Below are 13184 nucleotides of genomic sequence, written 5' to 3'. Positions count from 1 at the left end.
AAAGGCTTGTTGTTCAATGATATATAGCGTAAGGCATGCTTCTTTGGTAATGGAAATTATGCCTACTATCACTGCGAGTGTAGGTCTTTAACCATTGAGGATTAGAGGGTAGGCTCATCGATAAAAATTCCTTTCTGAGATTTATTGCTAATGATGACCAAGAACTGAAGTATTCTCCTTGTTTTAATTATTAAATAAAAGGAAGAAGTATAATGCATAGTCTAGACACAATTAAGATTGCTATTATAGGTTTAGGCTACGTTGGTCTACCATTAGCCGTTGAGTTTGGTAAGAAGCGTTCAGTTGTTGGTTTTGATATTAGTAAGTCCCGCATAGATGCATTAAAGACAGGATATGATAGTACTCTTGAGGTCAGTGATACAGAACTCGCCCAAGCTGAGCTGCTTAGTTATACAGTTAACCCGAATGATTTAAAAGATTGTAATGTATTTATCGTTACAGTTCCTACTCCTATCAATGAGCATAAACAGCCTGATCTTACCCCGCTAATTAAAGCATCAGAAACAGTCGGTAGTATATTGAAAAAAAATGATATTGTTATTTATGAATCGACAGTTTACCCTGGTGCTACTGAAGATGATTGCGTACCTGTTTTAGAAAAAGTATCCGGCCTTATATTTAACCAAGATTTTTATGCTGGCTACAGTCCTGAGCGCATAAATCCAGGTGATAAAGAACATCGTATTACTAATATTAAAAAAGTAACTGCTGGCTCTACACCAGAAGTAGCGAATATTGTCGATGTACTTTATAACGAAATTATTACAGTCGGCACTCATAAAGCCAGTAGCATTAAGGTAGCCGAAGCCGCAAAAGTAATTGAAAATACTCAGCGTGACGTCAATATCGCTTTAGTTAATGAGCTGGCAATTATTTTTAACAAACTTGGTATTGATACTGAAGCCGTGTTGCAAGCCGCTGGTACCAAGTGGAATTTTTTACCATTTCGACCTGGTTTAGTGGGCGGTCATTGCATAGGTGTTGACCCTTACTACTTAACTCATAAAGCGCAAAGTATCGGCTATCAGCCAGAAATTATTCTTTCTGGCCGTCGTTTGAACGATGGAATGGGCGAGTACGTAGTTAATCAATTGGTTAAAGCCATGCTCAAGCGCCGCATTCATGTACAAGGCGCGCGTATTTTAATTATGGGCTTAGCCTTTAAAGAAAACTGCCCAGATTTACGCAATACCCGCGTTGTAGATATAGTAAAAGAGCTTGATGAATACGGCATTCAAGTCGATGTGTATGATCCTTGGGTTAACGTACAAGAAGCACAGCATGAGTACGATATTCTACCTGTAGTAAAGCCTGAGCGGGGGGCTTACGATGCTATAGTGTTAGCCGTTAGCCATAATGAATTTAAGGAAATGGGTGTCGATAAAATTCGTGAGTTGGGTAAAGAGAAGCATATTTTATATGACTTAAAATATCTACTCAGCGCCGCAGACTCAGATTTGCGCTTATAGGGTTAATTTATTAACTAATACTTAGCGACACCAGCTAATCATGAGGAGCATCATGAGTGCTTATCAAAAACTACTAGACCAGTTACAACAACAACCTAAAAAATGGTTGATCTCTGGAGTAGCTGGGTTTATCGGCTCTAATTTATTAGAAACATTACTTAAGTTAAACCAAAATGTAGTGGGTTTAGATAATTTTACTACCGGCCATCAGCACAATTTAGATGAAGTGCAAAGTTTGGTTAGCATCGAGCAATGGTCACGTTTTAACTTCATTCAAGGTGACATCCGAAGTCTAGAAGACTGCCAAGCCGCATGTCACAGTGTTGACTATGTGCTGCATCAAGCGGCTCTGGGTTCAGTCCCGCGCAGCATAGCCGACCCGATTACCACCAACGCCGCCAACATTACCGGATTTTTGAACATGCTGGTGGCCGCGCGTGATGCCGAGGTAGCAAGCTTTACCTACGCCGCCAGTAGTTCTACCTATGGAGATCATCCGTCGCTACCAAAAGTAGAAGAAAACATTGGTAAGCCGCTCTCCCCCTATGCAGTCACCAAATACGTGAACGAGCTGTATGCCGATGTATTCGCCAAAACCTATGACTTCAACACTATTGGTCTGCGTTATTTCAACGTCTTTGGCAAACGGCAAGATCCCAATGGTGCTTATGCAGCCGTTATCCCTAAGTGGACTGCAGCCATGATTAACGGTGAAGATCTTTTCATTAATGGCGATGGTGAAACCAGCCGCGACTTCTGTTTTATCGAGAACGTGGTGCAGATGAATATACTGGCAGCCACCGCAATTGATGAGGCTACAAATGAGGTTTATAACGTGGCGGTAGGCGACAGAACCACACTCAACACCCTATTCGATGCACTCAAAACCGCGCTAGTGGACAGTAGTGTGACTTATGGAAAAACGCCGATTTACCGCGATTTTCGTGCCGGAGACGTACGACATTCCCAGGCTGACATCAGCAAGGCGGCAAGCAAGCTGGGTTATGCGCCTGGCTACCGAATTTACGACGGCATTGGCAAGGCCATGCCCTGGTATGTGCAATCTTTGACTAGTCGGGAGCAGTAAACATGAAAATTCTGGTCACCGGTGCGGATCTACTGGCCGATGTTAGCGCCCATGCCTTGCGCACTGCATAACCCGGCACTTTCGGGGCTAAGTAATGCTGGGGAACTAACGTGGGTTATTTTGTTGCAGGCCCTAAAGATTCAAGACTCCTTCGGCACGTTTTTAGCGCTTGGTTTTGACCTTGTAGGTGCCCTTGTTTTCGGTAAAGAGTATTCAGCACGGTTTGGAATTTGGCTTTAGGTTTGGCTCTAAAACTCACCAGCTACGCTGGCCCAGCGAAGAGAGCTTCGCCGTAGTTTGGAGCTTGGCTATCCACAGTAGCTATGGCGGACTGCTTAAGTAATAGCTCATAACTCCTGTGGAACTTTCGGTTAGCCGATAGTTTTCCCTTTAGAAACTCAAGATTTTTTGCCACGGAATCCACACTTCTTTATTTATGAGAGGCACTGAAAAATAGTGATCAGATCTGAAAGTGAACTTTATGGTAAGAGCCAAACACAAGTAAGTAATCACAGGAGGGGTTCTCCTATCAAAGGTTTTTAGGCTCTTGTCGCACGTGAACTACGTCCGTGACTCTCGTAAACAAAGAGGGTGTTCTTCCGTGGCAAAGAAGATCTTTAATTTACAGTTTCGGTTCCACACCTATTATACCGTTCTCCTTATCATCTGGCTGCCGGCGGTGAAACCAGTTGGCACTAATACGCCACGCTGGTTATTGAGCAGGCAAGGGAGATGGGGCAACCGTTGGCAGTAACACTGTTCCTACCAGTGAATATTCCACTTCGGCCAAACGTCCGCACAACTCACGGCTGGATACTGACAAGTTCCGCAGTTGCTTCAATTTGGTACTGCCAAAATGGCAGCAGGGAATGACCAGAATGCTTCAAGAAACTATCAAAAGTTAAGGGAGTAACATGACGCAACGTAAAGGCATTATTCTCGCTGGGGGTTCTGGTACTCGTTTGCACCCCATAACCATGGGCGTATCCAAGCAGTTGTTGCCGGTTTACGACAAACCGATGATCTACTATCCACTATCTATTTTGATGTTGACGGGTATCCGTGAGGTTTTGATTATCTCCACCCCAGAGGATCTGCCCAATTTTAAAAAAATGCTCGGTGACGGCAGCCAATTTGGTATCTCGTTGCAATATGCCGAGCAGCCGAGCCCAGATGGCTTGGCGCAGGCTTTTATCATTGGCGAGGAGTTTATCGGCAACGATAACTGCTGCTTGATTCTGGGCGACAATATCTTCTACGGTCAGTATTTTTCCAACAAGCTCAAAGCCGCAGCCGAACAACAGCAGGGTGCCACCGTGTTTGGCTACCATGTAGCCGACCCGAGTCGTTTTGGCGTGGTGGACTTTGATGCCAGCGGCAAGGCCGTTAGCATTGAGGAAAAGCCAGCAAAGCCTAGGTCTAATTACGCGGTGACCGGCCTTTATTTCTATGACAATCGAGTAATAGAGATTGCCAAATCTCTTTCTCCTTCGTCCCGTGGTGAGCTGGAGATCACCGATATCAACCTGCGTTATCTGCAAGACAAACAGTTGCAGGTGGAAATACTGGGGCGGGGTTTTGCCTGGTTAGACAGCGGCACCCATGAATCCCTGCTGGAAGCCGGTCACTTCGTGCACACCATAGAGCAACGTCAGGGCCTGAAGGTGGCCTGCCTAGAAGAAATAGCATGGCATAACGGTTGGATCAACGGTGACCAGTTACAGGCACAGGCTGAAAAATTCAAAAAAACCGGTTACGGCCAGTACCTTATCAAGCTGTTACAAGAGAGGTAGGTATGAAGCTGACTCAAACCGCCGTCTCCGGTGTGGTACTGATAGAGCCAACGATATTTGAAGACGAGCGCGGCTAGTTTATGGAAAGCTTTAATGAGCGGCGTTTTCATGCAGAACTAAAAAATCTGGGATTGCCTATGCCTAGGTCCTTTGTACAAGACAATCATTCCTGCTCGCATAAAGGTGTGCTGCGTGGTTTGCATTATCAACTGGCCCCCATGCCCAAGGCAAGTTGGTAAGAGTAACTCAGGGATCGGCTTTCGATGTGGCTGTAGATATCCGCAAGAACTCACCTACTTTCGGGAAATGAGTGGGCGCAGAGCTCAATAGTTGTAACCAGCATATACTGTGGATACTGGAAGGTTTTGCCCATGGTTTTATAGCATTGGAAGATAACACCCACTTTCTGTACAAAACCATCGACTATTACGTCAAGGATTGTGAAAGGGCGATAAGGTGGGATGACAGAGACTTGGCGATCCAATGGCCAGAGTCAATTAGGTTTAATATCAGCGAAAAAGATAAAGAAGCGTTGCCGTTCCGTTCAACAGTCAAGGAGGATCTATGAATCGGATCAAGTATGTTGAATTTCCACCACTAGGCGATAATCGAGGCTCACTGGTCGCTTTAGAAGCGGAAAAAACTGTCCCGTTTGATATTAAGCGGGTGTATTACATTTTTGGTACTTTGCTTGGAGTGGCTCGGGGTTTTCATGCCCATAAAAATCTCAAGCAAGTTGCGGTGTGTGTTACCGGTAAATGTCGAATGGTTTTGGACAACGGTATCGAAAAAAAAGAAGTTTGGCTGGACTCCCCAACCCGAGGCTTGCTAATTGAAGGTCTGGTCTGGCATGAAATGCATGACTTCAGTGAAGACTGCGTATTATTGGTTCTGGCCAGTGAACATTATGATGAAGCAGACTATATTCGGGATTATCAAGAATTCTTAAAGGTGAACAAGTGATTGTAATAGCAGGTAAGAACGATATTGCTGTTCATGGATTGAAGCTAGCTTTAAAATATTTTAAGGAAAAAGATATCTCCGTCATTGTTAACAAAAATGATAGTGGGCATGATGAGTGGCAAAGGTCACTTTTGAAAGCAGCAAAAGAGAATAATGTTTCAGTTAGAACTCTTGAAGAAATTTATGATTCTAATATTGATATGTTTATTTCTCTAGAATTCGATCGAATAGTAGATTCTGCTCGGATTAGTACGACTAGAATATATAATATTCACTTCTCGATCCTCCCTAAGTACAAAGGAATGTTCACTTCTGTTTGGCCTATTTTGTTCGGTGATCGTAAGTCAGGTGTAACACTTCATAAGATAGATAGAGGAATCGATACAGGTGATATTGTTGCACAACAGACATTTTTGATAAACGATAATGATAGAAGCCAAGATTGTTATAGAAAATACATTGACACCTCTAAAAAGTTACTAACTGATTACTTTTCGAGACTGATTGATAATGTTGATATTGTATTTATTCCTCAATCAGCAGAGTTTTCAACATATTTTTCAAATAAAGCAATAGATTTTTCTGATATTGAAATTGATTTAAATCAGACAGCTTGGAATATAAAGAGGCAAGTTTACGCCTTCAGTTTTAGACCTTATCAATTAGTTTATTTTCAAGATAAAGCAATTTCTGATGTGGTTATAACTAATGTTAAGTCAAGTGTTAAACCTGGAGAGGTAGTTGGAGTTTTTCAAGATTATTTTTTAATTTCAACTATAGATTTAAATGTTAAATTGTTTTTTGATAATTTTAATAATGAATTAGATTTAATGCCGACTATTAGTGTAAAAGACTTTAGAGAAAGTGTTCATCGTTTTCTAGGGATTAATGATAAGAATGAAAAAGGCTGGTCTCCAATAATCGTTGCTGCATACCATGGCAGAAAAGATATAATAGAATTTTTGCTGGAACGTGGAGCTAATATTAATGATAGAAACTATCGAGGAACCACCGTTCTGATGTACGCAAAAGATTATGCTTTAAGAAGTAAGGATTATAACATTATTTCATTTCTGCTTGATAAGGGAGCTGATTCGCGACTGCGGGATTGGTCAGGTAAAACAGTATATGATTATATATCAACAGAAGAAACTTATTATCTGGGGTTATAATGTCAACTATTAATTTTTTAGATCTGAAGACGATTAATCAGCAATACAGAACAGAGCTTATCAATGCAGCTACTCGAGTGATTGATTCGGGTTGGTACATACAAGGCTCGGAAGTAAGCGCCTTTGAGCAAGAATTTTACGATTACTGTGGTACTAATCACGCTATTGGTGTTGCAAATGGGTTAGATGCACTTACTCTTACTCTACGAGCATGGAAAGAGCTGGGCAAGTTGAAAGAAGGTGACGAGGTTATTGTGCCGGCCAACACCTATATCGCCAGTATTCTTGCTATTACCGAAAACCGTTTAGTACCAGTACTAGTCGAGCCCGATCTAGCCACGTACAATCTATGCCCTAAAAATACCGAAGCGGCAGTCACTCCCAAAACTCGAGCTATTTTACCTGTGCATTTATACGGTCAATTAGCCGACATGCCTGCCATTATGGATATCGCTGAACGGCATAATCTATTAGTACTCGAAGACTCTGCACAAGCACACGGTGCCAATATCAATGGTATAAAGGCGGGTAACTGGGGCCATGCTAGCGGCTTTAGTTTTTACCCAGGCAAAAACCTCGGTGCGTTGGGCGATGCCGGTGCAGTAACGACCAATGATGACGAATTAGCAAAAACGATTCGCGCGCTTGGCAACTATGGTAGCCACAAAAAGTATGAAAACCTGTATCAAGGTGTAAATAGCCGACTGGATGAAATTCAGGCCGCTATGCTCAGAGTGAAGCTGCGACATTTGGATACAGAAATCGCCCATCGACGAGCGGTAGCTAAAGCGTACCTTGACGGTATTACACACTCGGATATTGTCTTGCCAAGCTGGGAGAACGAAGAATCACACGTATTCCATCTGTTTGTCATTCGTACCTCATTGAGAGGGTTGCTGCAACAGCACCTGATGGAGCAGGGTGTTCAATCTCTGATCCACTACCCGCTGCCGCCTCATCATCAGCAGGCCTATAGAGATTGGAACAAGAAAAACTATCCCATTACCGAAGCTATTCATGCCCAGGTGCTAAGCCTGCCTATGGGGCCGACAATAACTGAAGAGCAAGTAATTAGAATCGTGGATTTAATCAATAAATTTTAAGTTTATGGTATGAAAAATTACGGCTAATGAACGGCGTGGAATAATACCAATGAAATTATGATTAATATACATTGCCTTTCATTTAGTCATGAAGGTTTCATTGAAGATGCGCTTTATAGATTTCAGATACAAGAAACAAGTTTTCCATTTGAGGTATTGATTATGATGATGCATCGGCCAGTGTTACTGCGGTGAACATCATGGTCGGCGTGGTCGTAGCTTTTAATACAGCGATAGCGCTATGAAACGGCGTTAATGCTCAAAGTCTTCCATTACCTCTACATCAACAGCAGGTTTATGGTGATTGGAATAATCAGAATTGCCCGATCACTGAGGCTATTCATGATCAAGTATTAAGTCTACCTATGGGGCCAAGGTTAGTGTTGGATGACGTTTATGAAGTTATATCAAAATGTAATAAATAAATATATATTGTGATTAACGTAAATTTAATCTTCTTAACGAACTTAATAAGTTAAGTAAGTTTTAAATTTTTCTGCTGAAATATATTTTAGTGACAAATAGAAAACTTATTAAAGGATTTTTCAATGAATTCGATGCTCAAAAGGATTTGGTCTATATTAGATGGGCAGCATAGAAAAAACGTTATAAAGCTTCAGTTACTTATGATATTTGGAGCGTTTATTGAACTTGCTAGTATAGCATCGGTAGGCGCATTGATGTCACTGGTTGGGAATGTAAACTCAATCTACCAGAATAGTTTTTTGAATGGTATTTATACGTCATTAGGCTTTGAGGATAAATATAGTTTTCTTTTCTTCTCTGGAACTATTGTTCTAATAATATTAATTTTGTCTTCGTTTTTTTCTATCTTTGTAGCCAGAAGGATATATTCATTATCTGCTAGTGTTGGAATTTCTTTATCTGAAAAATTGTACCGATACTATATGAGTGGGACATGGTTGTTTCATAGCAATAGGAATAGTTCTGACTATATAAAAAATATTTCCACGGAAGCCTTAAGAGTTAATAATGGGATTATTCAGCCTCTCTTAGAGATTAATTCTAAATTTATTCTTATTTTTATTTTTAGTTTGTCATTTTTTATGTACAAGCCAATTGTTTCCTTATCATTTTTACTGCTTTTTTTTATTGTGTATGTTGTTATTTTTAGATTTGCAAAAGATAAGTTAAAGGATAACAGTGTTAGTCTTTCCCAAGCTTATTCAAAGATGTTTAGATTAATGAATGAGGGCTTTGGAGGGATAAAAGATGTGATTATATCAGGGTTAAATAAAAAATACTCCGATGATTTCTCTAGATGTTCTGATGAGCTATCTAAAGCCGTTAGTGATAATAATTTTATGGCTAACTTTCCGCGATATTTAGTTGAGTTGATTGCGTTTGGGTCTGTTATAGTTGCCCTTTTAATTATGATAAAAACGTCTGATGGTAATTTAGAGGAGGTTCTTCCTGTAATATCTGTTCTGGCATTTGGGGGGTTGAAGTTACTTCCTGCCTTTCAAGGGGTTTATACAGGATTATCCCATATTAAAGGACATTCATCTTCATTTTTATCAATAGAAAATGATTTAAAAAATGCAGCGGTTAGCAACTCGGTTGATGATTTTTTTATTGTTAAAAAAGAAAAAATTATTGCACATGAAAAAATTAGTTTGAAAGATATTTTCTTTTCTTATAGTGACGATAAAGACTTTGCACTTTGTGGAGTGTCAATGGACATTGCTGTTAATAGTGCTATTGGTATTGTTGGTGCATCAGGTTCAGGGAAGTCTACTCTTGTAGATTGTATTCTAAAGTTAATCGATCCTCAGAAAGGGCACCTAACTGTGGATGGCGTTAAAATTGATGACAATAATAAAAGTGCATGGATGGCAAGTATTGGTTACGTTCCTCAATCAATTTATCTTTCAGATAGTTCTATAGCACAAAATATTGCATTCGGATGTCAGCCTGATGAAATAGATAAAGATAAGTTAAATAATGTGATTTTATTGGCTCATGCCGATGAGTTTATAAATAATTTGCCAGATGGTTTAAATACTAGAGTTGGCGAAAGAGGAGTCCAACTTTCCGGTGGTCAGCGACAAAGAATTGGGATAGCGAGAGCATTATATCATGATCCTAGTATATTAATATTCGATGAAGCTACAAGCGCGCTAGATTCAATAAGTGAAAGAGCTGTGATGGACGCAATTAATGATTTAAGTGGTAGTAAAACAATTATAATGATAGCTCATAGAATAAAAACAGTAGAAAAGTGTGACCTTATATACATGATGGAAAAAGGCCAAGTGACAGATAAAGGTCGTTTCGATGAACTCTATTCCAGAAGTGATTTTTTTAAGGCCGGGCTTGAACTCGATAGTAAAAGTATAATGGAGAATTAAATGTCCAAAGCAATACTTACATTTATTATACCTTGTTTTAACTCTGGTGGTTTGATGTCGCGATGTTTCGATTCACTCAAAAATCAAACGTTAAAAAATATAGAAATTATTTTCGTTGATGATGGATCTGAAGACAATACCAAGGAAATAATTAAGAAGTTTGTCGATATTGAACCAAGGGCCAAATTAATAAGTCAAGAAAATAAAGGGATTACAGCGGCAAGGTTATTAGGCCTAAAAAATTCGAACTCTAAATTTGTAACATTCTTAGATGCAGATGACTATGTCGATGCCAATGTTGCAGAAGAAGCATATATAAAATTTATGTCTGATAATAACATTGATGCTCTTTTGTATAACTTCGTTTATCTGGATGGGGAGGAGAGTAAAACATTTGAAGTGAAATTTAATTTTCCATTGAAGGGCGAAGATGTCATATCAAAAACTATACCATCTTGGGAAATATATACTAATGGAATTTATAAAACAGAATGCGCGCTAGAGGCTTATAGAAAAATAAACTTTAATTCAACCAATTCTGACGAAGTAGCGAATAGACTTATTTTTGAAAATTGTAAAAAAGTAGGAAAACTTGATTCAAGTTATTACTATGTTCATTATCCATCTTCAGCATCTAAATTTCCTTCTAAAAATTATGTCACAAGACTTGAAAGTGCTTACTGGTTGCGTAATTATACGATAAAGACTTGGGCTAAAAAAGTATCTATTGATAGAGCAGATATTCACTTTATTAATGAATTATGCTCGTTGTCATTGAAGTTTCGCAAGTTTGAATGTTCCATGCCTAATGATGTTAGGATGAAGTGGCGTGAAGAGCTTTTTAGGTATAGGGGATATGCATTATCAATTTTATCATCTGCTGTATTTAAATATCCAAGTAAGTTTTTTAATGATTATAAGTTTCTAAAAAAAATAGTTTATATTTTAGCAATGCCTTTAATTATTAAGTAATACTGCATAACCTAACTGGATCTGTACGGTCATCATAGATGCCATTTTGTGTGGCCCTTTATGAATCGAACCCTATTAGGACAACCGCTGACAGCCGAATAAGTCATCACTCAAGAGGAGGTGTCAAAACATTATCTTTTCTTTGATTTAAGGCGAAGAGAACTGGTGCTGCTCGCACTAAATGATATCGTTAGCGTTGTGTAAATTACCCAGATGTTTCTAATGAGCGATCAGCTGATTTACAACTCTATAGGCACTAGTGAACCAAGGGATTTATGGGGCAGTTTGATTGGCCATAAAGGTGGCCGGCTTGCTAAGCTAACTGCTGATACTAATCTAAGTAAGAAAGTGATCTAAATATAAAACTGTATCGTAACTATTCAGCTTCCGACTTGGCGTAAAAAATGCTTGGCAGCTGATCGTTAAATAATAACTCCAAGGCTGAGCTCGCTGACACGGACTGTTTTCGACACGTCGAGAGATAGCTCCTGATTAAACAGAACATCTCAGCGCCTTGCATACTTCTAAAACAGCCTGATATTTTTTGCTGTACTTTGGTCATCCGGATGTCATTCTCACCCTGATTATTGGTAAACGGCACCGTTACCTCAGACACCATAAAGCGCAAGACATCATCTTGATAGTCCCGTAATCGCTCTAATAACGCCCGTGATTTGGTGCGTTTTAGCCGCCCTCGTTGGCCCTTTTTTCGAGTGCTTTCATCCGGTGGCGGACAATGGATATCGCCCCTCGCTAAGATGCCTTGGTACGCCTTTATATACTGCTGCTGACTGAGCTCATCTAACGCGCCCTCATCGATTTGCCGTTTATTTATCATTTTTAATAAGGTTTGCAGCGCCTTGGCCCATTCCATGCCATCTTGCTCCCAAGCACGCTCAAGCTCGCGCAGATGATGCGCATTGCACAAGGCATGGTCGCATTGCGTGTATTGGTAATACGGTTTCCAATGGTCATGGCACAACACACCGGTAAAATAAGGTAAAACACCCGCCTCATCCATGGCGATTTTTCCTCTATTTTTATGCGGGTAAAAATACGTCCATTGTGTTGTTGATGCACCATGCAGCCAATGGCGTACGCCATCTACATTAATGCCCGTTTCATCGACATGCAGTAACGGCGACTGTGCTAAGGCGTGCTGGATGGCATCTTGCGCACCTGATGAACGCACTAATGTTGCGGCTTGCTCATTGAAGTTAAACAAGCTGCCCGCACTGAGGGGGATACCGAGTTGATCGTTAAAGTACTCTTCGATGCGGTTGTAAGGGAGTAGCTGATATTGAGATAAGTACACCGCATGGGCTTTCAGACCGGCACCATATTGCACAGGGCGAGTCACGCCGTGAGGAAACTGCCCCATGAAACGGGTGCCGTGCTCGTCTTCAAGGATCTGCGCTTGATACTCGATGACGACTTTACTGATATCGATATCAACCACTTGGCGCTTTTGGAACCCGACTTCGTGGTACCGGCCTTTCGGTAAGGAATCACGCTCCACGTATATGATGTTGATTTCATCAGGGGAGTCGGTTTGTAACAGGGTTTTTCCGATGCGGCCAGGCTGACCACCGGGCTTCAATTCAGAGCCGGTAGTGGGGGATTTCTTGCGATTCGTGTCTTGAGAAGGAGGAATGCTGCTGTTTTTACTATTAAGGCCAAATTTTTGAGCCAACAACGTGACGATCATCAAAATGAGCTCAATCGACATTTTGAGAGAAGGCGTAATCGTTTTGTCTGCAATCAGTTGCTTTCGTGTTTGCTCAACAACGTCTTGGATATTGATGTCTTTTAAGTTCATTATGCACGGAGTTAACTGGCTTAGGACTAGCATGACAGACTGACAGGATCGGTCAAATGATCCTGAAAAATAGTTGAGAAGCGGGATGATCTTCTCAACGTCGATTCTTAAGCTGAATAGTTACACTGTATCTAAGTATTCTCTCTTTTAGCTGCCAACTTTATCGGCAATCCTGCGGATCAGCATAATATGATTAGTTATTTTTACACAATGGTATGACATGTTGGCTACAGCTACAAAAATCAGCTCGTGCTGAGCCACGGATGCGAGCCAAAATTGTAGCTCGTGTCAGCGACTTTATCCTGATGCTCTTTCATTCAGTTTGGACCGCCTTTCTGCTGGACTGAAAGCCAGAAAGCTTTCTTTCAAACGGACTCGGCTCAGTCTTGAAAAAGAGACGAAGTAGCCTTGCG

11 protein-coding genes and 1 pseudogene are annotated in these 13184 nt (G+C 40.6%); 11 read left to right on the top strand and 1 reads right to left on the bottom strand.

Annotated elements, in window-relative coordinates:
• Positions 1-212: 212 nt before the first annotated feature.
• The 11 genes and pseudogenes from tviB (at position 213) to R0134_RS11550 (ending at position 10952) form a co-directional block, all read left to right on the top strand.
• Positions 213-1490 (top strand): Vi polysaccharide biosynthesis UDP-N-acetylglucosamine C-6 dehydrogenase TviB, encoded by a 1278-nt coding sequence (tviB, locus tag R0134_RS11605; protein ID WP_319782084.1) that lies wholly within the window; start codon positions 213-215, stop codon positions 1488-1490.
• A gap of 52 nt (positions 1491-1542) precedes the next feature.
• Positions 1543-2577: an NAD-dependent epimerase/dehydratase family protein gene (locus R0134_RS11600; RefSeq protein ID WP_319782083.1), complete on the top strand. Its 1035-nt coding sequence runs from the start codon at positions 1543-1545 to the stop codon at positions 2575-2577.
• Between the two features lie 809 nt (positions 2578-3386).
• Entirely contained in the window at positions 3387-3482 is a 96-nt protein-coding gene (locus R0134_RS11595; RefSeq protein ID WP_319784363.1) for a hypothetical protein, read from the top strand.
• Between the two features lie 9 nt (positions 3483-3491).
• Positions 3492-4370 carry a glucose-1-phosphate thymidylyltransferase RfbA gene (gene rfbA, locus R0134_RS11590; protein WP_319782082.1) on the top strand — a complete coding sequence of 293 codons (879 nt, stop codon included), beginning with the start codon at positions 3492-3494 and terminating at the stop codon, positions 4368-4370.
• An 80-nt stretch (positions 4371-4450) separates the two neighbouring features.
• A pseudogene (gene rfbC, locus R0134_RS16530) lies at positions 4451-4938 on the top strand (dTDP-4-dehydrorhamnose 3,5-epimerase).
• Positions 4935-5333 carry an FdtA/QdtA family cupin domain-containing protein gene (locus R0134_RS11575; RefSeq protein ID WP_319782079.1) on the top strand — a complete coding sequence of 133 codons (399 nt, stop codon included), beginning with the start codon at positions 4935-4937 and terminating at the stop codon, positions 5331-5333. The pseudogene rfbC and the gene R0134_RS11575 overlap by 4 nt, the downstream one beginning before the upstream one ends.
• Positions 5330-6505 (top strand): formyltransferase family protein, encoded by a 1176-nt coding sequence (locus tag R0134_RS11570; RefSeq protein WP_319782078.1) that lies wholly within the window; start codon positions 5330-5332, stop codon positions 6503-6505. The genes R0134_RS11575 and R0134_RS11570 overlap by 4 nt, the downstream gene beginning before the upstream one ends.
• Complete coding sequence (locus R0134_RS11565; RefSeq protein WP_319782076.1) at positions 6505-7608, top strand: DegT/DnrJ/EryC1/StrS family aminotransferase; 1104 nt, start codon at positions 6505-6507, stop codon at positions 7606-7608. Before R0134_RS11570 ends, R0134_RS11565 begins: the two co-directional genes overlap by 1 nt.
• 326 nt (positions 7609-7934) lie before the next feature.
• Positions 7935-8033: a hypothetical protein gene (locus R0134_RS11560; protein WP_319784362.1), complete on the top strand. Its 99-nt coding sequence runs from the start codon at positions 7935-7937 to the stop codon at positions 8031-8033.
• Between the two features lie 123 nt (positions 8034-8156).
• Positions 8157-9980 carry an ABC transporter ATP-binding protein gene (locus R0134_RS11555; RefSeq protein WP_319782075.1) on the top strand — a complete coding sequence of 608 codons (1824 nt, stop codon included), beginning with the start codon at positions 8157-8159 and terminating at the stop codon, positions 9978-9980.
• Positions 9981-10952 (top strand): glycosyltransferase family 2 protein, encoded by a 972-nt coding sequence (locus R0134_RS11550; RefSeq protein ID WP_319782074.1) that lies wholly within the window; start codon positions 9981-9983, stop codon positions 10950-10952.
• Positions 10953-11328: 376 nt separating this feature from the next.
• Here R0134_RS11550 and tnpC read toward each other — a convergent pair whose 3' ends face one another.
• The gene (gene tnpC / locus R0134_RS11545) at positions 11329-12771 is read right to left on the bottom strand and encodes an IS66 family transposase (protein ID WP_319782073.1); all 1443 of its coding nucleotides are present in this window, start codon (positions 12769-12771) and stop codon (positions 11329-11331) included.
• Positions 12772-13184 lie beyond the last annotated feature (413 nt).

It is taken from the genome of Oceanisphaera sp. IT1-181, assembly GCF_033807535.1.
Classification (GTDB): Bacteria; Pseudomonadota; Gammaproteobacteria; order Enterobacterales; family Aeromonadaceae; genus Oceanimonas.
Note: the sequence above shows the minus strand (reverse complement) of the source record. Positions and strands in the feature narration are given on the sequence as shown.